This window comes from Micromonospora sp. A3M-1-15 (genome assembly GCF_024213425.1).
Lineage (GTDB): Bacteria > Actinomycetota > Actinomycetes > Mycobacteriales > Micromonosporaceae > Micromonospora > Micromonospora chersina.
This window is the reverse complement of record NZ_JANAVK010000002.1, coordinates 743822-767383: the sequence shown is the minus strand read 5'-3', so window position 1 is coordinate 767383 and position 23562 is coordinate 743822. Positions and strand designations below refer to the sequence as shown.

General features: G+C 75.4%; 18 protein-coding genes and 1 pseudogene. 7 read left to right on the top strand and 12 right to left on the bottom strand.

The features are described from left to right. Window positions 1-68: 68 nt before the first annotated feature. From NLX85_RS13355 to NLX85_RS13335, 5 genes are all read right to left on the bottom strand, one after another. Entirely contained in the window at window positions 69-272 is a 204-nt protein-coding gene (locus tag NLX85_RS13355; RefSeq protein WP_013288421.1) for a cold-shock protein, read from the bottom strand. A gap of 200 nt (window positions 273-472) precedes the next feature. After that, window positions 473-3973: an ATP-dependent helicase gene (locus tag NLX85_RS13350; protein ID WP_254334928.1), complete on the bottom strand. Its 3501-nt coding sequence runs from the start codon at window positions 3971-3973 to the stop codon at window positions 473-475. A gap of 114 nt (window positions 3974-4087) precedes the next feature. Further along, entirely contained in the window at window positions 4088-7795 is a 3708-nt protein-coding gene (locus NLX85_RS13345) for an ATP-dependent DNA helicase (protein WP_254335554.1), read from the bottom strand. A gap of 177 nt (window positions 7796-7972) precedes the next feature. After that, window positions 7973-8518, bottom strand: a complete 546-nt coding sequence (locus NLX85_RS13340; RefSeq protein WP_254334927.1) for a TIGR00730 family Rossman fold protein — start codon at window positions 8516-8518, stop codon at window positions 7973-7975. A gap of 2 nt (window positions 8519-8520) precedes the next feature. Continuing rightward, window positions 8521-9387, bottom strand: a complete 867-nt coding sequence (locus NLX85_RS13335) for a TIGR00730 family Rossman fold protein (RefSeq protein WP_254334926.1) — start codon at window positions 9385-9387, stop codon at window positions 8521-8523. Window positions 9388-9543: 156 nt separating this feature from the next. On the opposite strand from NLX85_RS13335, the gene NLX85_RS13330 reads away from it, so the two are divergent. Next, entirely contained in the window at window positions 9544-9705 is a 162-nt protein-coding gene (locus tag NLX85_RS13330; protein ID WP_254334925.1) for a hypothetical protein, read from the top strand. A 58-nt stretch (window positions 9706-9763) separates the two neighbouring features. Here the strand turns inward: NLX85_RS13330 and dapE are convergent, their stop codons facing one another. After that, entirely contained in the window at window positions 9764-10837 is a 1074-nt protein-coding gene (gene dapE / locus NLX85_RS13325) for a succinyl-diaminopimelate desuccinylase (protein WP_254334924.1), read from the bottom strand. A 24-nt stretch (window positions 10838-10861) separates the two neighbouring features. Here dapE and dapD point away from each other — a divergent pair, with 24 nt between their 5' ends. The 3 genes from dapD (at window position 10862) to NLX85_RS13310 (ending at window position 15163) form a co-directional block, all read left to right on the top strand. Next, window positions 10862-11821, top strand: a complete 960-nt coding sequence (dapD, locus tag NLX85_RS13320) for a 2,3,4,5-tetrahydropyridine-2,6-dicarboxylate N-succinyltransferase (RefSeq protein WP_254334923.1) — start codon at window positions 10862-10864, stop codon at window positions 11819-11821. Window positions 11822-11943: 122 nt separating this feature from the next. Then, window positions 11944-12510, top strand: a complete 567-nt coding sequence (locus NLX85_RS13315) for a sugar O-acetyltransferase (protein WP_308210720.1) — start codon at window positions 11944-11946, stop codon at window positions 12508-12510. 85 nt (window positions 12511-12595) lie between these two features. Next, window positions 12596-15163, top strand: coding sequence for a hypothetical protein (locus NLX85_RS13310; protein WP_254334922.1), 2568 nt, complete (start codon window positions 12596-12598; stop codon window positions 15161-15163). Here NLX85_RS13310 and NLX85_RS13305 read toward each other — a convergent pair. From NLX85_RS13305 to NLX85_RS13290, 4 genes are all read right to left on the bottom strand, one after another. Continuing rightward, complete coding sequence (locus NLX85_RS13305; protein ID WP_254334921.1) at window positions 15140-15787, bottom strand: nucleoside/nucleotide kinase family protein; 648 nt, start codon at window positions 15785-15787, stop codon at window positions 15140-15142. The genes NLX85_RS13310 and NLX85_RS13305 overlap by 24 nt on opposite strands. Beyond that, window positions 15787-16428, bottom strand: coding sequence for an SIMPL domain-containing protein (locus NLX85_RS13300; protein ID WP_254334919.1), 642 nt, complete (start codon window positions 16426-16428; stop codon window positions 15787-15789). Before NLX85_RS13300 ends, NLX85_RS13305 begins: the two co-directional genes overlap by 1 nt. 5 nt (window positions 16429-16433) lie before the next feature. Then, window positions 16434-17459 (bottom strand): prephenate dehydrogenase/arogenate dehydrogenase family protein, encoded by a 1026-nt coding sequence (locus NLX85_RS13295; protein WP_254334917.1) that lies wholly within the window; start codon window positions 17457-17459, stop codon window positions 16434-16436. 76 nt (window positions 17460-17535) lie between these two features. Continuing rightward, window positions 17536-18504 carry a DUF4034 domain-containing protein gene (locus NLX85_RS13290; protein ID WP_254334915.1) on the bottom strand — a complete coding sequence of 323 codons (969 nt, stop codon included), beginning with the start codon at window positions 18502-18504 and terminating at the stop codon, window positions 17536-17538. Window positions 18505-18649: 145 nt separating this feature from the next. On the opposite strand from NLX85_RS13290, the gene NLX85_RS13285 reads away from it, so the two are divergent. Further along, window positions 18650-20491, top strand: a complete 1842-nt coding sequence (locus NLX85_RS13285; RefSeq protein WP_254334913.1) for a M48 family metallopeptidase — start codon at window positions 18650-18652, stop codon at window positions 20489-20491. 51 nt (window positions 20492-20542) lie between these two features. Here the strand turns inward: NLX85_RS13285 and dapC are convergent, their stop codons facing one another. Then, window positions 20543-21652 carry a succinyldiaminopimelate transaminase gene (dapC, locus tag NLX85_RS13280; protein ID WP_305885041.1) on the bottom strand — a complete coding sequence of 370 codons (1110 nt, stop codon included), beginning with the start codon at window positions 21650-21652 and terminating at the stop codon, window positions 20543-20545. Beyond that, on the bottom strand, window positions 21649-21975 hold the full coding sequence (gene fdxA / locus NLX85_RS13275; RefSeq protein ID WP_091290031.1) for a ferredoxin: 327 nt from the start codon (window positions 21973-21975) through the stop codon (window positions 21649-21651). Before fdxA ends, dapC begins: the two co-directional genes overlap by 4 nt. Before the next feature lie 79 nt (window positions 21976-22054). On the opposite strand from fdxA, the gene NLX85_RS13270 reads away from it, so the two are divergent. Together NLX85_RS13270 and NLX85_RS13265 are read left to right on the top strand one after the other, a co-directional pair. Next, on the top strand, window positions 22055-23005 hold the full coding sequence (locus NLX85_RS13270; protein ID WP_254334911.1) for a GNAT family N-acetyltransferase: 951 nt from the start codon (window positions 22055-22057) through the stop codon (window positions 23003-23005). 68 nt (window positions 23006-23073) lie between these two features. Then, window positions 23074-23562 (top strand): annotated as a pseudogene (locus NLX85_RS13265) (hypothetical protein); the annotation flags it as partial.

Genomic DNA, 23562 nt, shown 5'->3' with positions numbered 1-23562 from the left:
GCGCAGCGGACCGGCCCGTCACCGCGCCCGGGGGGGGGCGCGATGGGTGTTACCGGATGATCCGAAGATCAGAGCGGACGGATGTTCTCCGCCTGCGGGCCCTTCTGGCCCTGGGTCACCTCGAACTCGACCCGCTGGTTCTCGTCCAGGCTCCGGTAGCCGGAGGTCTGGATCGCCGAGAAGTGGGCGAAGACGTCGGCGCCGCCGTCGTCCGGGGTGATGAAGCCGAAGCCCTTGTCAGCGTTGAACCACTTGACGGTGCCAATTGCCATTTGTTTCGTCTCCTTGACGGAACGTTCGGACCCGCACCTGTTGCGGACCGAAGGGAGCACACCGCACGCGTGTGCGCGGTGTACCTGTCGCTGCTGGTCGCCCCGCCCGGAGAACTCCGGACACAACAAAGAGCGCCTGGGGCCACAATCCGCCAGGCGCACACAGAGTCTCTGGAAACCAAAACTGCAACGCGCCTAACCTACCACGTTCTCCGCAACGCCGCGCCCTCTGTCGGAAATTCCGGTACCGCGGCGACGAGCGCGGTCAGCCCCTCGGCGTCGAGCAGGTCGGCCGGGCGGACGGTCACCCCGTCCCGGACGTAGTGGAAGGCGGCACCGACCCGGTCGACCGGCACCCCGGCCAGCTCGGCCCAGGCCAGCCGGTAGACGGCGAGCTGCACGGCGGCGGCATCGGCCTCCCGCCCGGCGGGCTGCCGGCCGGTCTTCCAGTCGACCACGTCGAAGCGGCCGCCGGGGCGGGCGAAGACGGCGTCCATCCGGCCCCGGACCACCACCCCGGCGATCACTGTGGCGAAGGGCACCTCCACCTCCACCGGCACCCGGTCGGCCCACTCGCTGGCCAGGAAGCGCTCCTGGAGCTCGGCGAGCGCCTCGTCCGGGGCGGCGTCGTCGTCGGCCGCGCCGGGCAGCTCGTCCACGTCGAGCAGCCGGTCGGCGCCGAAGCGCTGCTCCAGCCAGGTGTGGAAGGCGGTGCCCCGCCGGGCGTACGGGTTGGGCTCGGTGGGCATGGGGCGGCGCAGCGTCCGGGCCAGGGCCTCCGGGTCGCGGCGCAGCGCCACCAGCTGGGTCACCGACAGGTGTCCGGGCAGCTCCACCTCGACCGCCTCGGCCCGCCGGGCCAGCTCGGCCCGTTCGGCGAGGAGCAGATCGGCCTCCCGCCGCCAGCGGGCCACCTCGACGTCCTCGGCGGACACCGGCGTGTCGGCGTCGTTTGCCCGTGCCGACGTGTCGGCTTCCCCGGCCGGTGCGGACGTGTCGGCGTCGGCGGGCGCCGGCGCGGGCGCCGCGGCGGCCGCCAGCAGGGCCTCCTCGCGGCGGGCCGCCTCGGGGTCGGCCAGGTAGCGGCGGACCAGGGCGGCGGCCTCGGCCAGCGCCGGCCGGCGGGCGCCGAGCGGGTCGGCCGGCCACTCGGCCCGCAGCACCGTCTCGGTGGTCGGGTTGACCGCGTCCCCGGCCGGTTCCGGCGCCCAGGCGTCGACCAGGTGACCGTCCCCGCCGGCCAGGCAGGCGTCGTGCACCTCGCGGAGGAAGACCGAGGGGCCGCGGAACCGCTTCGTCCCCTCCCCCCACCAGTAGCCGGAGCAGAGCAGCAGCCGGCGGGGCCGGGTCACCGCCACGTACGCCAGCCGGCGCTCCTCCCGCTCGTCGTGCGCGCGCCACGCGTCGGTGAAGTCCTCCACGGCCCGGGCCACCCCGCGCTGGTCCTCCGCCCCGGACAGGCCCAGCTCGGGCAGCCCGTCCGCGTCGCCGCGCAGCGGGAACGGCAGCACGCCGAGCCCGCCCAGCCAGTGGTCGGAGTTGCGCACCGGCCCCGGCCAGACGCCCCGGGTCAGCCCGGCGACCGACACCACGTCCCACTCCAGCCCCTTGGCGGCGTGGGCGGTGAGGATCTGCACCGCGCCTTCCACCACCTCGACCTCGCCCGGGGTGAGGCCGCGCTCCTCGTCCTCGGCGGCGGCCAGGTAGGCGAGGAACCCGGCCAGCGTGGCGCCGGGGGTCTCGCCGCTGAACCGGGCCGCTACGTCGCCGAGCGCGTCCAGGTGGGCGCGGGCCAGCCCGGCGTCACCGGCGCCGTCCCGGCCGGCCCGGACCGCCACCTCCACGTCCAGGCCGATCGTCCGCTCGATGTCCGCGATCAGCTCCGGCAGGGACTGGTCCAGCCGGTAGCGCAGCAGCGCCAGCTCCATCCCGTACGACCGCAGCCGCGCGTACCCCTCCGCCGAGTACGCCTGCGCCGGCCCCAGGTCGGCCAGCGCCTCGACGAGGGTGGCCTCGTCCAGCGCGTCCACGCTGATCTCCGGCCCGTCGTCGCCGGTCACCTCCCGCCGGGCCCGCGCGATGGCCCGGGCCCGCCGGTGCAGGGCGACGAGGTCGCGCGGCCCGATCCGCCAGCGCGCGCCGGTGAGCAGCCGCAGCAGCGCCGCCCCGTCGGTCGGGTCGGCGAGCACCCGCAGCGTGCAGACGACGTCCCGGACCTCGGGGGTGTCCAGCAGCCCGCCCAGCCCGACCACGTCGACCGGCAGCCCGCGGGCGCGCAGCGCCGCCTCGATCGCCGGGATCTGGCTGCGCAGCCGGACCAGCACGGCCGTGGTGGGGCGCCGGTGCGCCGGGATGTGCTCGGGCAGCGAGTCCGGCATCCCGGCCGCGCCGCGCCAGGCGGCCAGCACGCTGTCCGCGATCCAGTCGGCCTCGTCGGCGTACGTCTCCAGCAGCGCGCAGTGCACGGTGCCGGCGGCCCGCCCGCCGGGGCTGCGGTGCGGGATGGGGTCGCGGACGCTGAGCGCGGCGCGCAGCTCGGGCACCCGGGCGCCGGCCGCCCGCAGCGGCACCGACAGCGCGTTGGCGACGCCGAGGATCTCCGGCCGGTTGCGCCAGCTCGTGGTGAGGCCGAGCACCTCGGCGGCGGCGCCGTCGGTGCGGGCGAACTCGGTGGGGAACCGGTCCAGCGTGCCGGCGCTGGCCCCCCGCCAGCCGTAGATGGACTGGCAGGGGTCGCCCACCGCGGTGACCGGATGGCCGCCGCCGAACAGCGCGTTGAGCAGCACCACCTGGGCGTGGCTGGTGTCCTGGTACTCGTCGAGCAGCACCACCCGGAACCGGTCCCGCTCGATCACCCCGACGCCGGGGTGGTCGCGGGCCACCCGGGCGGCCCGGGCCAGCTGGTCGGCGAAGTCCATGGCCTCGAAGTCGTCCTTGCGCCGGCCGTACGCGCGGACCAGCGGGAGCAGCTTCAGCCGGGTCTGCTGGAGCTGGAGGGCCTTGCGCACGTCGGCGTAGACCCGGCCGGGACGGGACTGCACCTCGGCGAAGAACCGCCCGGTCCAGGCGGCCAGCTCGTCCGGGTCGACCAGGTGCTCGTCCAGCTCGCCGGCCAGGGCGAGCACCGCGTCGGTGATGGTGGACGGCATCCGGTCCACCTCGGACATGTCACCGTCGTAGTTGCGCACCAGCAGGTCGACGAGCTGCCAACGGGACGCCTCGGTGAGCAGCCGGGTGGTCGGCTCGTAGCCGGCACGCAGCCCGTGCTCGGTGACGATGCGGCCCGCGTACGAGTGGTAGGTGGAGACCGTCGGCTCGCCCGCGAGGGGGTCCTCGTGCGGGTCCCGGCCCTGCCGGCCGAGCCGGCGGATGAGCTGGTCGAGCCGGGTGCGTACCCGGTGCGCCAGCTCGCCGGCCGCCTTGCGGGTGAAGGTGAGGCCGAGGATCTGCTCGGGGCGGACGTACTGGTTCGCGACCAGCCAGACCACCCGGGCGGCCATCGTCTCGGTCTTGCCGGAGCCGGCGCCCGCCACCACCAGCAGCGGCTCCACCGGCGCGGCGATGATCGCCGCCTGTTCCCGGGTGGGCGCCGGCAGCCGGAGCAGTTTCGCCAGCTCGACCGGGGTGTAGCGGGGACCGGCGTCGGCGGTCCGGGGCGCCGGGGTGGCGGTGGCGCTGAACAGGGTCGGCTGCGTCGTCACTGTGCCCTCTTCGTTCGCGACTGCGGGGCTCGCAGAACCGGCTCACTCCTCGCGCTCACGGTGCCCTCTTCGTTCGCGACTGCGGGGCTCGCAGAACCGGCTCACTCCTCGCGCTCACGGGTTCTCCGCGGGGGGCTCGACGACCTGGCGGCCCTGCCCGGAGACCGGGCAGCTCGTCCGCACCGGGCAGACCCGGCACTTCGAGTTGGCGACGGCGGCGAAGGTGGCGGCGGCCATCGTGTCGGCGGTGCGCCGGACCAGCGCGGTGGCCCAGCCGGCCTCGGGCCCCTCCCCGGCGGCTGCCTGCGCCTGCTCCTTGGCGTCCTTCGCGCCGGTGCCGAGCTGCACGAGCGCGGCGCCCCCGGACTCCTCGCCGAACTCGGCGAACGCCCCCGCCTCCACGGCCGCCTGGTAGGCGCCGAGCTGCGGGTGCTCGGCCACCTCCCGTTCGGTGACGGCGGTGGACTTCCCGGTCTTCAGGTCGATGACCACGAGCCGCCCCTCGGCGTCGACCTCCAGCCGGTCGACCCGGCCGGTCAGCTGGACCGGCCGCTGCGGGTCGTCGAGGCGGACCGCGAACTCGTGCTCGATGGCGAGCAGCCGCCGCGGGTTGCCCGCCAGCCAGCGCAGCAGCTTGTCCACCATGGCCTCGGCGCGGGCCCGTTCCGGGCCGACCATCCAGCGGGCGGCCAGCTCGATGGCGTCGAACCGGGCGGCCACGTACTCCAGCAGGGCGGTCCGGTCGACGCTGGCGTCCTCGGCCAGCATGGCGGCGGCGTGCACCAGGTTGCCGACGCCCTGCGCGGCGCTGGCCGGGGCGCTGCCGCCGTGCCGCTCCAGCAGCCAGCGCAGGCTGCACCGCAGCGCGCTCTCCATGGCCGACGGGGTGACCCGCACCGGCTCGCCCTCGTCGACCAGCGGCCGGTCGTCGGAGAGGCCACGCAGCCCCCACCAGTCGTCCGGGTGCGCCCCGGGCACCCCGGCGGCGGCCAGCCGGGCCAGCTCGGCCGCCGCCGCGCGCCGCCGGGTGACCGGCACCGCCGGGTCGGTGACCGCGGTACGCAGTTCCGCCACCAGCGCGGACAGGGTGAGCCCGCGCGGCGGCAGGGTGACCAGCAGCGCGCCCGGCGTCCCGTCCTGCGGGTCCTCGTCCCCGGCCGGCACCGGCCCGTCCGGCGCCGGCAAGGTCAGCGCGGCGCCGTCGCCGGGTCGCCCGGCCACAAGGGCCGGAATCCCGGCGGCGCCGTCGCCGGCACGCCGGTCCCGTCCCCGGCCGGCGACCCCGGTCGAGACGGCGCCGCCGGTCGGGCCGTCACCGGTCGGGCCGCCCCCGGTCGAGGCGCCGCCGGTCGGACCGCCACCGGCCGGACCGCCGCCGGTCGGGGCGCCGCCGGTCGGGGCGCCGCCGGTCGGGCGCGGTCCGGGTTCCGGGGCGGGCGGGGTCGTGCCGCCTCCGCCGACGGCGGGCGGGTCGGTGGCGGCCAGCTCGTGCAGGAAGCGGCTGGGCTGCTCCTCGTGGTCGTCGCCGCCCACCGCCGCCGAGGCGACCGCGGTGACCAGCAGCCGGAGCCGGGCCCGGCTCACGGCGACGTGGAACAACCGGCGCTCCTCGTCCAGCAGCGCCGAGGTCTGCCCGACCAGGCTGGCCCGCAGCCCGGCGCCGTCGGCGCGACCGGCCAGCACGTCGACCAGCCGCTCCGAGCCGAGCAGGCTGCCGCGCAGCCGCAGGTCCGGCCAGACGCCCTCCTGCACCCCGGCGACGACCACCAGGTCCCACTCCAGGCCCTTGGCGGCGTGCGCGGTGAGCAGGCGTACGGCCTCGCCCCGGTCGGCGCTGGCGGCGAGCGTGTCGGCCGGCAGCTCCTGCCCCAGCACGTGGTCGAGGAAGACCTCGGTGCGCGCGCCGGGCAGCCGGTCGGTGAACCGGGCCGCCGCGTCGAAGAGGACCATGACGGCGTCGAGGTCGCGGTCGGCGGCCTCGGCCCGCCAGCGCTGTGCCGTCTCGTGCTCCCCGGTGGCCGCCCGGCCGCGGGTGATCGCCCCGGCCCAGCGCTCGGCGAGGCCGCTCTCGCGCCACACCGCCCAGAGCACGTCCTCGGCGGTCGCGCCGGGGGTGGCGGCGGCCTGCCGGGCGGTGTCCAGCAGGTGCGCCACGGCCTGCGCCGGGGCGGCCCAGCGCCGCTCGACGGTGGCCAGCTCGGCCGGGTCGCGCAGTGCCTCGACGATCAGCTCGCCGGAGGGGCGGCGGTCGCCGGCGGCCAGCGCGAGCGCGCGCAGCCCCTGGCGCAGCCGCCGCTCGGCGAGCGGGTCCGCGCCGCCCAGCGGCGAGTGCAGGAGGGCGACCGCCGACTCCTCGTCGAGCCGCTCGGGGTCGAGCGCGCAGCGGAGCAGGAGCAGCAGCGGGGCCACGCCGGGCTGGAGGTGCAGCGGCAGGTCCTCGCCGTGCACCACGGTCGGCACCCCGGCGGTGTGCAGGGCGCGCCGCAGCGAGGGCAGCTGCCGGCCGGTGGAGCGGACCAGCACCGCCATCCGGGACCAGGGCACCCCGTCGAGCAGGTGCGCCTCGCGCAGGGCGTGGGCCAGCCAGGCGGACTCGCTGGTGGCCGAGCGGAAGGTGCGTACCTCCACTGTGCCGGGCGGGGCGTCGGGGAGCGGGCGCAGCCGCCGGTGCGCCGCCGGGCCGCGCAGCCGCCGGGCCAGCCGCGCGGTCGCCGCCAGCAGCTGTGGGCCGGCCCGGTAGGAGGTGGTCAGCGTGACCTGGGCCGCCGGCGCTCCGGAGGCGGTGCGGAACCGGTGCGGGAAGGTGGTCACCCCGGTCGGGTCGGCGCCGCGGAAGGCGTACGTGGAGGAGTCCGGGTCGGCGAAGGCGACCAGGGACTTGCCGCCGCCGGCCACGACGGCGAGCAGGTCGAGCTGGGCGGGGTCGGTGTCGGCCAACTCGTCGACGTAGACGTGGGCCAGCCGGCGGCGCTCGGCGGCCAGCAGCTCCGGGTCGTCGAGGAGCATGCCGGTGGCGGCCCGGACCAGCTCGGCCGGGTCGTACGCGATCGAGCCCCGGTTGCTCACGTCGCGCAGGGCGAGGACGGCCACGTACTCGCGGAGGAAGCGGGCGGCGGCCGGCCAGTCGGCGCGGCCCAGCTTCTCCCCCAGCCGGGCCAGCTCGACGGGGCCGACGCCCCGCTCGGCGGCGCGCATGAGCAGGTCGCGGAGCTGCTGGGCGAACGCCCGGGTGCGCAGCGCCGGGAGCAGGTCCTCCGGCCACCCGACCGGGTCGTCCGTCGGCTCCTCGCCCACCACGTCGAGCAGCTCGCGGATGATCAGATCCTGCTCGGGGCCGGTGAGCAGCCGGGGCGAGGGTTCACCGCGCTCGGCGGCGGCCCGGCGGAGCAGCCCGAAGGCGTACGCCGGGAAGGTGCGCACCAGTGGCTCGCGGACCACGCGGTGGCCGTTGCCGGCGATCCGCGCCTCGATCCGGTGGCGCAGGTCGGTGGCGCCCCGCCGGCCGAAGGTGAGCACCAGGACGTGCTCCGGGTCGACGCCCTCGGCCACCCGGGCGGCGACCGCCTCGACCAGGGTGCCGGTCTTACCGGTGCCGGGGCCGCCGACGACAAGCATCGGCCCGTCGGTGTGCGCGACGACCTCGGCCTGCACGGGATCCGGCCGGAGCAGCGGCGGGTGCGCGGCATCGCCCGCGGACCCCCCGGATCGCGGCTCCGTCCCGGCCGGCCCACCGGACCGACCACCCCCCTGCCCCGCCCCGGCGACGCGGGAGACCCCCGTCCCCACGTCACCGGCCCGGCGCACCAGCCGATACGCCTGCATCCCCGACATCCCACCACGCTGGTACGACACCCGAAAACCCACCGCCCCCGCCCGCCGCCCTCGCCCGCCGCCCTCCGCCCGCCCCCGCTCGCTGATCATGAAGTTGTTGTCACGACACGCCGGCATCGAGGGCAATAACTTCATGATCACCGAGAGCGGTCCGGGGGCGGCACGCGGTCAGGTGAGGCGGGTGTCCAGGAGGTCGAGCGCTTCGGGAACCGTGTTCGCCACCAGGAGGAGGTCCAGGCCGGCCGGCTTGAGGAAGTGCTGGTCGGCCAGGGTGCGCAGCCAGTCGAGGAGGGGGCGGTAGAAGCCGTCGGCGTCGACAAGCACCATGGGCTTGGCGTGCATGGCCAGGGTGGCGGTCGTCCAGACCTCGAACAGCTCGTCCAGGGTGCCGAGCCCGCCGGGCAGGGCGACGAACGCGTCCGACTTGTCGATCATCAGGGTCTTGCGGCTGGCCATCCCGTCGGTGACCAGCAGCTCGTCCGAGGCCAGGTCGGCGACCTCCAGGTCGACCAGGGCCTGCGGGATGACACCGAGCGTCCGGCCGCCGGCGGCCCGCGCCCCGTCGGCCACCGCGCCCATCATGCCCACGCACCCGCCGCCGCTGACCAGGGTGTGCCCGCGCCGGGCCAGCGCCGCGCCGGTCTCGGTGGCCAGATCCAGCCAGCGGGCGTCGAGGGTACGCGAGGACGCGCAGAACACGCAGACGTTGGCCATGGTCAGCCCTGCTCCGCCGGCCCTTCGGGGGCGGCCTCGGCGGCGGCCTGCTGGTCGGCGGCCACCCGGGCGACCGCCTCCTCGCGGACCGCCTCCTGCTCGGCGGAGAGCACCGCCTCGGCCTCCACGATGTGCCGGACCGCCTCGTTGACGTCGTCGGTGAGGCAGATCAGGTCCAGGTCGGTCGGGCCGATCTTGCCCTCGGCGGCCATGCTGTCCCGCAGCCAGTCGAGCAGGCCCCGCCAGTAGTCGACGCCCATCAGCACCACGGGGAAGCGGGTCACCTTGCCGGTCTGCACCAGGGTGAGCGCCTCGAAGAGCTCGTCCATGGTGCCGAAGCCGCCGGGCAGCACCACGAAAGCCTGGGCGTACTTGACGAACATGGTCTTGCGGGCGAAGAAGTAGCGGAAGTCGATGGCCAGGTCGACCCAGTCGTTGAGGCCCTGCTCGAACGGCAGCTCGATGCCCAGCCCCACGGAGAGCCCGCCCGCCTGGCCGGCGCCCCGGTTGGCCGCCTCCATCACGCCCGGCCCGCCGCCGGTGATCACCGCGTAGCCGGCCCGGGCCAGCGCGCCACCCAACTCCTCGGCCAGCCGGCACTCGGGGCTCTCCGGCTTGCTCCGCGCCGAGCCGAAGACGCTGACCGCGGGCGGCAGGTCGGCGAGGGTGTCGAAGCCCTCGACGAACTCGGACAGGATGCGCAGCGCCCGCCAGGCGTCCTTGGTCTTCCAGTCGCCCCGGCCGCGGGAGTCGAGCAGCCGCTGGTCGGCGGTGCTGGTCGGGATGGCCCGGTTGCGCAGCGTGACGGCGCCCCGGTGCCGTTCCCGGCTCGGACCGTGGCCGGGCGGCCGGCCGTTGCTCTGGCTCATGGGGCCACCGTAGTGGAGGCGGGGCGACGCGGTGCGGAGGCGGGCGAGCCGGAGAAATTCTTCGTGATCATGGGCAACTAAATGGCTCGCTCGTACGTCTTACTATTCACATACCGGGTATGCCCCGGCGACGCGCCTTCGGGGGAGGAGCCAGCGTTGATCAGCAACAGCGAGATGATCCGGATTCGCCGGCAGATGCAGCGGCGGATCCGTGACGTGGTGGCCGAGCGCCGCCGCGCCCGGATGATGGAAGCCCACCACACCGACCTCACCGGCGAGAGCACCGAGACGGACACGCCGCTCACCACCACCGTCTGACGGTCCGGCCGGCCGATCCGGGGGTCCGCGTCAGCGACGCGGGCCCCCGGTCGTGTGCTCAGGACGAGGCGAGCCAGCGGTGCAGGGTGGCCGCGCCGTCGCGGATCTTGGTCAGCTCGACGTGCTCGTCCTTGTGGTGGGCCAGGTTGGGGTCGCCCGGACCGAAGTTCAGCGCGGGGATGCCCATGGCCGCGAACCGGGCCACGTCCGTCCAGCCGAACTTGCCGATCGGGGCCGCGCCGACCGCGCCCAGGAACTCCTGCGCCGGCGGGTTGTCCAGGCCCGGGGCCGCGCCGGCCGCCGCGTCGGTGACCGCGAGGTCGAAGCCGGCGAAGACCTCGCGCAGGTGCGCCTCGGCCGCGGCCGGGTCACGGTCCGGGGCGTACCGGTAGTTGATCTCGATGTCGCAGCGGTCCGGGATGACGTTGCCCGCCACCCCGCCGGTGATGCGCACCGCGTTCAGTCCCTCGCGGTAGTCGCAACCCTCGATGGTCACCCGCCGCGCCTCGTACGAGGTCAACCGGCGCAGCACCTCGCCGGCGCCGTGGATGGCGTTCACCCCGTGCCAGGACCGGGCCGCGTGGGCCCGCTCGCCGTGCGTGGTGACGATCGCCCGCATGGTGCCCTGGCAGCCCGCCTCGACGATCCCGTACGTCGGCTCCAGCAGCACCGCGAAGTCGGCCTCCAGCCACTCCGGGTGCGCCTCGGAGACCAGGGTGAGGCCGTTGTACCTCGACTCGATCTCCTCGGCCTCGTAGAAGAAGTAGGTGACGTCGTAGCGCGGGTCGGGCAGGGTCACCGCGAGGTGCAGCGCGAAGGCCACGCCGGACTTCATGTCGGAGGTGCCGCAGCCGTACATCAGGTCGCCGCGCATGGTCGACGGGAAGTTGTCGTTCAGCGGGACGGTGTCCAGGTGGCCGGCGAGCACCACCCGCTGCGCCCGGCCCAGGTCGGTACGCGCCATGACCGTGTTGGAGTGCCGGTAGGTGGTGAGGTGCGGCACGCCGCGCAGCACCTCCTCGACGCAGTCGGCGATCGCCTTCTCGTTGAGGGAGACGGACTCGATGTCGACCAGCGCGCGGGTCAGCGCCACCGGATCGGCCAAGACCTCGGGGGTCAACGGGTTCTGCATGTGTGGCACGGTACCGTCATTTTCGTGACGACCGCACAGTCTGCCTGGGGCATCGGCCTGGCCACGATCACCGCTGAAGACCAGGTGCTGGACACCTGGTACCCGACCGGCAAGCTGGGGCTCGGCGAGCTGCCGCTGGTCCCCGGCGAGGACCAGGCCGACGTGCTCGACCTGCCGCCGGGCGCGATCGGGGAGCGGGCGCTGCCCGGCCTGCGCACGGTCCAGGTGGTCACCGTGATCGGCTCGCTGGACGACCCGATCAAGGACGCCGCCGACGCGTACCTCCGGTTGCACCTGCTCTCCCACCGCCTGGTGCGGCCCAACGAGCTGAACCTCGACGGCATCTTCGGCAAGCTGGCCAACGTGGCCTGGACCTCGGCCGGGCCGTGCCCGCCGGAGCGGGTCGACGAGCTGCGGGTCATCGAGCGGGCCGCCGGCCGCCACCTGAGCGTCCACGGGGTCGACAAGTTCCCCCGGATGACCGACTACGTGGTCCCCGCCGGCGTGCGGATCGCCGACGCCGACCGGGTCCGGCTCGGCGCGCACCTGGCCTCCGGCACCACCGTGATGCACGAGGGCTTCGTCAACTTCAACGCGGGCACGCTGGGCACCTCGATGGTCGAGGGCCGGATCGTGCAGGGCGTGGTGGTCGGCGACGGCTCCGACATCGGCGGCGGCGCGTCGATCATGGGCACCCTCTCCGGCGGCGGCACCGAGAAGGTGCGCATCGGCGAGCGGAGCCTGGTGGGCGCGAACGCCGGGGTGGGCATCACGCTGGGCGACGACTGCGTGGTGGAGGCGGGCTGCTACATCACCGCCGCCTCCAAGATCAGCCTGCCGGACGGCCGCGTGGTCAAGGCCCGGGAGCTGTCCGGGGTGGACGGCCTGCTGTTCTGGCGCAACTCCGTCACCGGCGCGCTGGAGGCGAAGCCGCGTACCGGCCGGGGCATCGAGCTGAACGCGGCGCTGCACGCCAACGACTGACCGGCGGCGCGGACGGGCCGGCCCGCTGCGGGCGAGGACGGCATACCCCCGTATGCAGTCGGACGTCGCCAGTCCGACGGAACCGGCACCGCGTCCACCGTCGCGGCCGGCATGATCCCCGGGTGACCGCCATGAAGGACCGCATGCTCGCCGGCGAGCCCTACATCGCCGACGACCCCGAGATCATCGCCGACCTGGACCGGGCCGCCCGGCTCAGCGAACGCTTCAACCGCAGCTCCGCCGACGACCCCGAGGGGCGCCTCGCCGCCCTGCGCGAACTGCTCGGCTCGGTCGGCGAGGACACCTGGGTCCGGCCACCGTTCCACTGCGACTACGGCTACCAGACCCACCTCGGCCCGCGCTGCTTCGTCAACTTCAACACCGTGTTCCTGGACGTCGCCCGGATCAGCATCGGCGCCGACGTCCAGATCGGACCCAACGTGCAGCTGCTCACCGCCACCCACCCGGTCGAGCCGGCGGCCCGGAGGGACAAGTGGGAGGCGGCCGAGCCGATCACCATCGGCGACAACGTCTGGCTCGGCGGCGGGGTCATCGTGCTGGCCGGCGTGACCATCGGGGCGAACACCGTGGTCGGCGCCGGCGCCGTGGTGACCCGGGACCTACCCCCCAATGTGGTGGCCCTGGGTAACCCCGCCCGCCCCGTCCGGAACCTCGAACAGGCCACCTGAGCTGCTAAAACAGCCCTTCGGCCCGAGTGCGGATTCCGCACGGAGGGTGCACTCTGGGTAGTGACCGGTTCACCCAGGGGGCGCGATGGAACGGGTGCTCGAACTGCGGGTCCACGGGGTGTCGAACACCCCGCCCGACCAACTGCTCGGGCTGCGCCCCGGCCCCGGCGGCGACGGGGCGCAGCCCGGACTGGTCGCCGGCGGGGCGGTCACCGGCTTCTACCGCGCCAGCACCGCCGGCCGGGACGACCCGATCGCGGTCGAGGCGTACAGCTGGGGGCAGTTGACCTCCGGCGCGCGGACCCGGCGCGACGTCGAGCGGGCCCTGTGGACGCTGCTGCTCCCCTTCACCCTGGCCAACGTGGCGCTCTACGCCCGCACCGGCATCCCGGCGGACCCCGACCAGGAACGCTGGGCCAGCCGCTCCGGGATCACGGCCTGGCTCATCCGGCTGTTCTGCCTGAGCCTCACCGCCACCCTGGTGATCACGGCGACCGGCATCGGTGTCGACCTGATCGGCTGGCAGTGCGTCGGCCTGGACTGCCTCGGCCACCTCCCCGGCCCGTGGGAGTTCCTCGGCAACCAGTGGTGGCGCCAGGACACCCGGGCGCTCGCCGTGGGGTTGCTGCTGCCGCTGCTCCTGCTGGCCGGCCTCGGCCTCGTCGCCTGGCGCACCTACCAGTACGAGGCGGAGATGCCCGCCGAACCGCACCCCGGCCAGGACGGCTCCCCGGTCGAGCGGCCGGAGCCGCTGGAGAACCCGCTCCAGGACCCGACCTTCTGGAACGGCGAGGGGCAACTGCGCCGGGCGGCCGTGCTGCACCTGTGCACCGGGGCGGTGGTCGCTGCGGCGGTGCCGGTGGCCGCGGTGATCATCATGGACCCGCCCCGCGGGCCGCGGGCCGCGGTCGCCTGGGCCACCGTCGGAGTGCTCACGGCCGTCGTGGCGATCGCGGTGGTCGCCCTGGGCCGGCCCTGGCTGACCCGGCGGCAGGGCGCCACCCCGCTCGGCCGGTGGAGCGCCGCCGTGGCCCTGCTCACCGGGCTGGGGCTGGCCGGGACGTTCACCCTCCTGCTGCTGCCCGACGGTCCGGCCGGCCGGCCGCTGTCGGCGTACCGGCCGCCCACCGGGTGCGTGGCCGACCCGGGCATCGCCGGCTGCCGGACCGACCGGTCGCTGCCCGGGTACGACACGGCGGTCGCCTGGCTCGCCACGTACCAGCTGCTGCTGCTGGTCACCATCGGCGCGGTGAACCGCTCCGGGCGGCGGGCGCTGGTCGGCCCGGTGGCGGGCAGCGTGCTGCTGCCGCTCGGGGTGGCCTGGATCGAGCGCGGTCTGCCCGGCCTGCCCGGCGCACCGGACGGGCTGAGCGTCTGGATGCTCGCCGTGCCGGCCATCGCGGTCGCCCTGACCGGGCTGCTGCTGCCGCGCACCCGGCCGGCCGTGCCGGTGCAGCCGCTCGGCGCGTACACCGATTTGGCCTGGGGCGGGCGTGGCCCCGCGCTCATCGCCGGCTTTGGCTGGATGATGGCGGTGGCCTACTGCGCCGGCCTGCTCTACTGGGTCAGCGACCGGCTCGACAGCCGGGCCGACCCGAGCGGCCACAGCCGCGTGGTGCCACCGCTCGCGGTCTTCTGGACGGGGCTGGCCTGCGTGGTCGGCCTGGTCGCCCTGCTCGCGCTGCTCGTCCGGGCGGGCGTGCTGCTCCAGTCGCTGCGCCGGGCCGAGTACGCCGCGCTCACCACCGACGGCGCCGGCCTCTCCGCGCACGACCTGCGCCGCTGCCGCGACGTCAGCACGTTCCGCGCGCTGCACCGGCTGGTCGGCGAGCACGCGGCCCGACTGGTCGGCTGCTACGCGACCCTCTCCGTGGTGCTGGTGACGCTCTGCTGCGCGGCCGCGCTCTCCCGGAGCCGGCCCAGTCCGCTCTCCCCCTCCGGCTGGCACACCGTCGTCCACTGGACGGCCAACCAGGGCGACACCATGCTCGGCTGGCTACCCGTGGTGATCAGCGCGCTCGGACTGCTGGTCTACCGCACCGACACGGTGCGCCGCTCGGTCGGCGTCATCTGGGACGTCGGCACCTTCTGGCCCCGCGCCGCGCACCCGCTCGCCCCGCCCAGCTACGCCGAGCGCGCCGTGCCGGAGCTCCAGACCCGGGTCGCCGGGCTGCTCGCCCTCCCCCCGCTGCACCCCGACCGGATGGACGGGGTGATCCTCTCCGGGCACAGCCAGGGCACCGTCATCTGCGCCGCCATGCTGCTCCAACTGCCCCGCCGCTGGCGGCGCCGGATCTGGTTCTTCTCCTACGGCTGCCAGCTCACCCGGCTCTACGGCCGGGTCTTCCCCGCGTACTTCGGCCCGGAGCGGCTGCGCACCCTGGCCCGGGCGCTCAGCTGGCCCGGCGGCCACGTCACCTGGACCAACTTCTGGCGCGACACCGACCCGCTGGGCTGGCAGGTCAGCGCCGGGGAACGGGACGTGCCGGTGGTCGACCCCGAGGCGCTGCACCCCACCGGGGGCGAGGTGGCCGACCCGCCGATCCGCAACCACAGCGGCTATCCCGAGGCGGCCGAGTTCATCCGCGAACGGGCGGTGGTGGCCCGGCTGCTGCGCCGGGCCGTGCCGTCACCCCGGCAGCGGGTCGGCTAGCCGGACCACCAGGTCGGCGTGCCCCGCCGTGCCGGCGACCAGCCGGGCGTTCGCCTCGTCGCTGCCGAGCGCCCAGGCGCGGGCCTGCTCCGGCGACTTCCCGTACGCCTCGTGCCGGGCGGTGAGCCGGCGCACCCGCAGCTCCGCGTCGAGGTCGAGGAACCAGACCTGGTGCAGCAGCGTGCGCACCTCCTCCCACGGGTCGTCGCGCAGCAGCAGGTAGTTGCCCTCCGTCACCACCAGCCGCACCTCGGGCGGCACCTCGATCGATCCGGCGACCGGCTCCTCCAGATCACGGCGGAACGCCGGCGCCCACACCGAGGTCGGCTCCAGCCGGCGCAGCCGGCGCAGGACGGAGACGAAGCCGTTGACGTCGAACGTGTCCGGCGCGCCCTTGCGCGCGTCCCGGCCCAGCCGGACCAGCTCCGACTGCGCCAGGTGGAAGCCGTCCATCGGCACCAGCCGGGCGGCCGGACCGACCTCGGCGACGAGCCGCTCGGCCAGCGTGGACTTGCCCGCCCCGGGCGCCCCGGCGATGCCGAGCAGCTGCCGCGGGCCGTCGGCGGCGAGGGCCCGGGCCCGGGCCACCAGCTCGCCGAGCGGGAGCACCTGCGCGGGCGGCATCAGCCGAGCACCGGTTCGCTGATGGTGAACCGGGCCTCGACCGCCGCCTGCACCGGTTGCGGCTGCGGATCCAGCTCCAGCTCGGGGGCGGTCTCCCCGGCCCGGCCGAAGCCCGCCTTCGCCATCATGGGCGGGGCGGCGGCCAGGCCGGTGTCCGCCAGCTCCAGCAGGGCGGTCACCCGGGCGCCGAGCGCCTCGGCGTATTCCCGGGCACGGGCCAGGGCGTCCGCGATCGCCGCGTGCCGCGCCTCCCGGTACGCCGGGCTGTCCGGCCGCAGCGACCACCACGGACCGGCCACCTCGACCTGCTCCTGGTCGGCCAGGCGCAGCATCAGCTCGCCGAGCGCGGTGAAGTCGACAACGGTGACCGTGGTGGTGACGCTGCCGTGGTAGGCCACCACCCGCTCGCCCGAGCGCTTCGTCTCCGGCCAGACCCGGAGCTGGCCGGTCTCCCGCCGCTCCACGGCGGGCTCGGCCGCGTCGAGCAGCACCCGCACGGCGGCGGTCCGCTCGGCCAGCCGGGTCAGCGTGGTCTCCCGGTCGCGGTCCCGCGCGGTCGCGGTCACCGTGAACCGGGCCAGCTCGGGGGCCACCTCCCGGTACGCCTCGCCGCGTACCGCCACGACCGGTGCGTCCGCCATGGTCCTCAGCCTAGTGGCGGGGTGACCGGAAGGTGCGCCGTGTAGGTGACCGCGCCGCCCGCCACCCGGCAGCCGGTCAGGTGGCCGCCGGCCGCGCCCAGCTCCCTCAGGTAGGCGAGTTCCCCGGCGTGGTCGGCGGCGGCCGGGAACTCCCGCCGGTGGGCGGTGAACGCGCGCCCGCGCAACGCGGCCCGGGCGGTGCGGCCCTCGGCCAGCCGGCCGGCCAGCTTCCCGGGGTCGCCGGCCCGCAGCGCCTCGGCCAGGTCGTCGAGGTACGCCCGGACCGCGTCCAGCTCGGCCAGCACCCGCTCCCGGTTGCCGAGCAGCATGTTCGCGGTCCGTTCGGGTGGGCCGCCGGCCACGCGGGTGCCGTCGGAGAAGCTGCCGGCGGCGAGCGCCAGCACCGCGTCGCGCAGGGCCGAGCGCTGCACCGTCCCGGCCAGCGCGCCGGCGAGCAGGTGGGGCAGGTGCGAGGCGAGCGCGGCGGCGCTGTCGTGCTCCGGGGCGGACATCGGCACGACCCGGGCGTGGAAGACGTCGATGAGCAGCGCGGCGAGCCGCCGGAACGCGCCCATCCCGGTCGGCCCCGGGCAGAGCACCCACGCCGCCCCGTCGAGCAGCCCGGGGCTGGCCGCGCCGAGACCGGCCCGGTCGGCGCCGGCCATCGGGTGGCCGGGCACGAACCGGTGCCCGAGCCCCTGCGTGGTGGCGGCGGTGGCCACCTCGGCCTTCGTGCTGCCCACGTCGGTGAGCACGCAGCGGTCGTCGGTGGCCGCGGCCACCCGAGCCAGCGTCGCGGGCAGGGTGGGCAGCGGGCCGCAGAGGAACACCACGTCCCGGCCGGCGACCGCCTCCTCGACGGTGTCCGGCGCGGCGACGCCCTGTTCGCCGACGCGCCGCCGGGTCGCCGGATCCGGGTCCCAGCCGGCCACGTCGACCCCGGCGTCGCGGAGCCGGAGCAGCACCGACCCCCCGATCAGGCCGGTGCCGACCACCGCCACGCGTGCCTGCCCGCCGGCCCCGCCCACCATCGGCCCACCTCGGCGTCCCGTCGTCCGGAGCCGGCCCGGCCCCGCTGCAAGTCCCGCCGAGGATACCGTCCGGTGCTCAGCCCTGGCTGTCCGTCACCGTCCGCCGCCACCGGGTGAACGCGCTCCCCGGATCCCCGAGGTACGACCACGGCAGCTCGGTGACCAGGTCACCGAGCGCCTGGAAACGCTCCGCCGCGGCGGCGTGGTCGCCGCCCACCGCGAAGCACATGGCGAAGTTGTTGTGCGGCTGCGGCCAGCCCGGGTACCGGCCGTGCTCCGGGTGGCGCACCGAATGGTCGGCCGCGGCGCGCAGCTCGGCGAGCACCTCGGGATCGCGGAGGTGGGCGTCGTCCTCGCCGGCCGGCAGCTTCAGCCACATCTCCAGGTGGGCCGCCGCGACCAGATGGGCCAGGCCGCTGGCGGCCGGCGCCTTCGCCGCCGCGCTCCGGGCGAACTCGAACATCTCCTCGTCGCTGCCGAACCACTTGGCGCACCGGTACTGGAGCATCTGGACGTGGGCCAGCCGGTGCCAGGGGTGGCGGGCGACCACGTCGGCGAAGCGCCGCGCCGCCTCGTCCCGGTCCACCTGGCGGCCCCGCGCCGAGGTGACCAGGAAGGCCCGGGCGGTGGTGTCGTCCGGGTCCCGCGCGGCCACCTCGTCCAGCAGGTTCTCGGCGAAGGTCAGCCGCTTGCGGAACTCGCGGAACTGCTCCTGGCTGGTCAGCGAGGAGGACGCGCCGCCCCGGGCCTCCCAGGCCCAGTGCACCGCGTGGGTGCCCCGGACCAGCAGCGGGAGGGTGGCGCGCGGCTCGGCGTCGGCCCATTCGCCGATCCACTCCTGCACGCCCGGCACCCGGCCGGCGGCGTGCAGGCAGAACGCCTGGTGGTCCGGGTCGGTGACGGTGACCAGCACGTCCCGGGCGGTCCGCCAGTCCCGCCGGGCCAGCGCCTCGGAGAGCGCCCGGGCGGCCGGGTCACCCATCGTCGGGTCGACCGGCAGCGCCGGTCCACTCTGCTGCTTCGTCCTCCGCCGGAACGGCCACATGCTCTCGTCCTCCCCCGTGCGTGTCGACGAAGATCGTAGGGCGGCCCGCATGGGCACGGAAGGGGGTTGTCCGAGCAGCGTTCACGTCGTACGGTCCCCCGGCGGCCCACCGGACGGGCCGGTCCAAACGGGGGAAAGGATGCACATGTCCGCCACGTACCGGGCGCTCGCCTCGGTGGTCATGTTGATCGGTTTCTACGTCGTCGCGCTGCTCCAGCTCGCCGCCGTGGCCGCGCTCGGCGTCTGGCTGTTCAGCCACACCAGCGGCCTGGTCACCGGCAAGCTGCTGCTCCCACTGGTGGTCGCCCTCGGCGCCGTCGGGGTCGGGCTGTGGAAGGCGATCCGTACGAGGAACGAGCCGGCGCCCGGCCTGATCCTGGACGAGCGGGCGGCGCCGTGGCTCTGGGCCACGGTACGGGAGCTCGCCACGGCCGTGGGCACCCGCGCGCCCGACGAGATCCGCCTGGTGCCCGAGGTGAACGCGGCGGTCGGCGAACAGAGCCGGCTGCTCGGCCTCGTCGGCGGCCGGCGGACCCTCTACGTCGGACTGCCGCTGCTCCAGGCCATGCGGGTCGACCAGCTCCGCTCGGTGCTGGCGCACGAGCTGGGCCACTACTCCGGCCAGCACACCCGGCTGGGCGGCGTCGCCTACCGGGGCCGGCTGGCCATCGGCGAGACCATCGAGCGGATCAGCCCGCGCAACCCGATCGGCTGGGTCTTCAAGCAGTACGCGAAGCTCTACCTGCTGGTCGACAACGCCGCGTCGCGTCGCCAGGAACTGGAGGCGGACCGCGCGTCGGTGCAGATCGCCGGGCACCAGGCCGCGGCCTCGGCGCTGCGGACCCTGCCCGCACTCGACGCGGCCTGGCGCTTCTACGAGACCCGGTACGTCGACCCGGGTTGGTCGGTCGGGCTGGCGCCGGACGACTTCTTCGGCGGCTTCGGCCATCTCCTCCAGGCGCGCCGGGACGAGATCGACGAGCTGCGGGAGAACGCCCCGGAGGGGCCGGCGTCCCGCTGGGACACCCACCCGCCGATCGGCGCCCGCGTCGCCGCGATGGGCCAGATTCCTCCGGTGCACGTCACGCCGGACGACCGCCCGGCCTGGACCATGCTCGCCGACGTGGTGGGCGCCGGCCGGGCGCTCCAGAGCCTGATCGTCGCGCACGGCTCCCGCCGCCTGCTGCCCTGGCCGGAGTTCATCGCCGAGTCGATCGCCGCCGGGGTGCAACAGCGGGCGGACCGGATCTACCGCGCGGCCGGACGGTTCACCGGCACGCCGGAGCCGGGCCTGCCCACCGTGCTGGACCTGGTCCGCGCCGGCCGGCTCGGTGAGTTCGCCGAGCAGTTCTTCACCGACACCACCCGCCGGGAGGCGGCGGCCGCCTTCGCCGGCCCGATGGAGACGCTGCTCGACAACGCGGCGGTCCGCTCGGGCCGGGCGTACTGGCAGCTCTCCTGGTCCGAACCGGCCCGGCTGGTCGGGCGTTCCGGCGAGCCGTGGGACCTGGCCGAGATCGCCAAGCTGGCGGTCGCCCCGGAGACCCTGGACGTGGCGCTCGCCCGACTGGCCGAGCTGGGCGTCGACGTGCGGCAGTCGAGGGTGGTCCAGGCCCGGGCCTCGGCGCGGAACGCCGACCTGATCGCCGCGCTCGCGAACATCAAGATCGACGGCCGGGAGCACGACGTGTACGTGCTGGACAACGGCCTGGTCCTGGTCCCCGACCCGGGGAAGGCGCACGAGGGTGAGAAGCGGCTCAAGGAGGTGCTGAGCGCTTCGCCGGTCGCCGAGGTGGCCAGCCGGAACCCGTTCCTGCCCTACGAGGAGATCCGCTCGGTCGAGGTGACCAAGCGGGTGCCGCTGAAGGCGGCCATCACCCTCCACGACGGCCGGACCGTGCAGGTGCAGGAGCTGATGGCCAGCGAGTTCCTGGAGAAGCACAGCCGGGACACGCTGCTGCGGGTGTTCGAGCAGATCAACGACTGACCCGGTCGCGGCGGCCGGCCCTGCTCGGGCCGGCCGTCGCGGCGACGGCGGTCAGAGCTGGGCGAGCCGGCCGGCGACCGCGTCGACGTGCTCGTCCGACTCGGTGAGCGCCACCCGGACGTGCCGGGCGCCGGCCGGGCCGTAGAAGACGCCGGCGGCGACCAGAATGCCCCGGCGGGCCAGCCAGTCGACGGTCTCCCAGCAGTCCTCGTCCCGGGTCATCCAGAGGTAGAGCCCCGCCTCGGAGTGCTCGACGGTGAAGCCGGCGCCGGTGAACGCGGCGTACAGCTTCTCCCGCCGGGCGCGGTAGCGCTCCCGCTGCGCGTCGGCGTGCGCCTGGTCGCCCAGCGCGGCGACCATGGCCGCCTGCACGGGGGCCGGCACGATCATCCCGGCGTGCTTACGGATCTTGAGCAGCTCGGCCACCAGCGCCGGGTCACCGGCCACGAAGCCGGCCCGGTAGCCGGCCAGGTTGGAACGCTTGGAGAGCGAGTGCACCGCCAGCACGCCCTCGTACGACCCGCCGCAGACCTCCGGCGAGAGGACCGAGACCGGCTCGGCGTCCCAGCCCAGCGGCAGGTAGCACTCGTCGCTGGCGACCACCGCGCCGCGCTCGCGCGCCCAGTCGACGACCTTGCGCAGGTGACGGGCGGGCAGCACCCGCCCGGTGGGGTTGCCGGGCGAGTTCACCCAGACCAGCCGGACGCGCGGGTTGGGGCCCAGGGCGGTCAGCGAGTCGCTGCGCACCGTGGTGGCGCCGGCCAGCCGGGCCCCGTCCTCGTACGTCGGGTAGGCGATCGACGGCACCACGACCACGTCGCCGGGGCCGACGCCGAGCAGCGTGGGCAGCCAGGCGACCAGCTCCTTGGAGCCGATCGTGGGCAGCACACCCAGCCCGTCGACGCCCGCACCGCAGGCGCGGGCCACCCAGGCCGCGATGGCGTCCCGCAGCGCGGGGGTGCCCGCGGTCAGCGGGTAGCCCGGCGCGTTCGACGCGTCGGCCAGCGCCTGCCGGATCAGCGCCGGCACCGGGTCGACCGGCGTGCCCATCGAGAGGTTGATGAGACCGTCCGGGTGCGCCGCGGCCGTCGCGGCCGCGGCGTCCAGGGTGTCCCAGGTGAAGTCGGGCAGCCGCGACGAGACCGGCGCGGGCCGGTTCAGTTGCCCTCTCCGCGCGGCGGCTGCGCGGCCACGAAGGTCGCGTCCTTCTCCACCTTGCCGATCTTGGAGGCGCCGCCCGGCGAGCCCAGGTCCTCGAAGAACTCGTAGTTCGCCGCGGTGTAGTCCTTCCACTGCTCCGGGACGTCGTCCTCGTAGAAGATCGCTTCGACCGGGCAGACCGGCTCACAGGCACCACAGTCGACGCACTCGTCGGGGTGGATGTAGAGCATCCGATTGCCCTCGTAGATGCAGTCGACCGGGCACTCCTCGATGCATGCCTTGTCGAGCACATCCACGCACGGCTCGGCGATGATGTAGGTCACCGGTCTTCTCCTCCGCAAGACTCGTCGCGATCATCCGCGACGGTTAGAGCCTAGTATCTCGCCGGGGAGGGGGTCGATCGTGCTCCGACAGCAGGACGTGGGACACCGGATCGTGGTCCGCCGGATTGTGGGGATTCGCGAAGGCCGACCGCTCTTCTCGGACGCCCTGGGCGAACTGGTCGAGCTGAGCGAGACCCACATCACGCTGGCCACCGACCGGGGCCGGCTGCGGGTCCCGGTGGACCAGGTGCACCGGGCGAAACGGGTGCCGCCGGCCCGCCGGCCGACCGCCGCCGCCGTCATCGCCCTGGAGCTGGCGGCCGACGAGGCGTGGCCCGCCCCGGTACGCGGGCGGCTCGGCGACTGGCTGCTGCGCAGCGCCGGGGGCTGGACCGGCCGGGCGAACAGCGCGCTGCCGGTCGGCGACCCGGACCGCCCGCTGCCCGCCGCGCTGGACGCCGTGCAGCGCTGGTACGCCGAGCGCGGCCAGCCCGCGATGGTGAACACCCCGCTGCCGCTGGCCGCGCCCGTCGGCGCCGAGCTGGACGCGCGGGGCTGGACGGCCCGGCCGCCGGTGCTGGTGCAGACCGCGCCGCTCACCGCGCTGCCGCCGGGGCGCCCCGGCCCGCCCCCGGTCGAGCTGGCCCCGGCGCCCTCGGCGGAGTGGCTGGCGGTGGCCGCCGGCCGCAAGGGTGGGCTGCCCGACGACGCCCGGCACGTGCTGACCGCCGTGGACCGGATCCGCTTCGCCCACCTGCACGTCGACGGCCGGCTGCTCGCGGTGGGCCGGGGCACGGTCACCGGCGAGGGGCGCTGGCTCGGCCTCACGCTGATCGAGGTGCTGCCGGAGGCACGGCGGCGCGGGTTCGCGGGCGCGGTCATGCGGTCGCTGACCGACTGGGGCCGGGCGGAGGGCGCCACCCACGCGTTCCTCCAGGTGGAGCAGCGCAACACCGGCGCCGTGGCCCTCTACCAGGGGCTCGGCTTCACCACCCACCACACCTACCTGACCCGGGTCGCCCCGGACTGATCGAAGGGTTCCGGCAGGTCGTCCGGGGTACGGAGATAGGCGTACCCCGGTGAGGAAGGACCTGCTCGATGGCCAAGCAGCACATGGCGCGGCGCGGCAACGGCGCGGCGGCGACGAAGAACCAGCCCGGCAACCAGACGCCCAACACCCCCGACATCAACGAGAGCGAGATCGCCCGCTTGAAGGTCGACCAGCTCCGCGACCGCCTCCGCCGGCGCGGCGTCACCGGCACCGCCGACATGCGCAAGCCCGACCTGGTCGACGCACTCGTCCAGGCCCTCCGCGAGGGCCGCAAGACCACCCGTTCCCGCGGCGGCTCGGGTTCCGGTCGCGACCGGGCCTCGTCCGCCTCCGGTCCCGGCCGGCGCGGCACGGGCGGCCGCCCGGGCACCGCGCCCCGTGGTCGCGGCAACGGCGGGGAACAGCCGGGCAACCAGACGCCCAACACCCCCGACATCAACGAGAGCGAGATCGCCCGCCTGAAGGTCGACCAGCTCCGCGACCGCCTCCGCCGGCGCGGCGTCACCGGCACCGCCGACATGCGCAAGCCCGACCTG

What these genes read in the sequence shown, in the direction of transcription:
- NLX85_RS13355 (WP_013288421.1), bottom strand. Translation starts at nt 272, where the DNA reads ATGGCAATTGGCACCGTCAAGTGGTTCAACGCTGACAAGGGCTTCGGC.
- NLX85_RS13345 (WP_254335554.1), bottom strand. Translation starts at nt 7,795, where the DNA reads ATGCAGGCGTATCGGCTGGTGCGCCGGGCCGGTGACGTGGGGACGGGG.
- NLX85_RS13340 (WP_254334927.1), bottom strand. Translation starts at nt 8,518, where the DNA reads ATGGCCAACGTCTGCGTGTTCTGCGCGTCCTCGCGTACCCTCGACGCC.
- NLX85_RS13335 (WP_254334926.1), bottom strand. Translation starts at nt 9,387, where the DNA reads ATGAGCCAGAGCAACGGCCGGCCGCCCGGCCACGGTCCGAGCCGGGAA.
- dapE (WP_254334924.1), bottom strand. Translation starts at nt 10,837, where the DNA reads ATGCAGAACCCGTTGACCCCCGAGGTCTTGGCCGATCCGGTGGCGCTG.
- NLX85_RS13310 (WP_254334922.1), top strand. Translation starts at nt 12,596, where the DNA reads ATGGAACGGGTGCTCGAACTGCGGGTCCACGGGGTGTCGAACACCCCG.
- NLX85_RS13305 (WP_254334921.1), bottom strand. Translation starts at nt 15,787, where the DNA reads ATGCCGCCCGCGCAGGTGCTCCCGCTCGGCGAGCTGGTGGCCCGGGCC.
- NLX85_RS13300 (WP_254334919.1), bottom strand. Translation starts at nt 16,428, where the DNA reads ATGGCGGACGCACCGGTCGTGGCGGTACGCGGCGAGGCGTACCGGGAG.
- NLX85_RS13295 (WP_254334917.1), bottom strand. Translation starts at nt 17,459, where the DNA reads ATGGTGGGCGGGGCCGGCGGGCAGGCACGCGTGGCGGTGGTCGGCACC.
- NLX85_RS13290 (WP_254334915.1), bottom strand. Translation starts at nt 18,504, where the DNA reads ATGTGGCCGTTCCGGCGGAGGACGAAGCAGCAGAGTGGACCGGCGCTG.
- NLX85_RS13285 (WP_254334913.1), top strand. Translation starts at nt 18,650, where the DNA reads ATGTCCGCCACGTACCGGGCGCTCGCCTCGGTGGTCATGTTGATCGGT.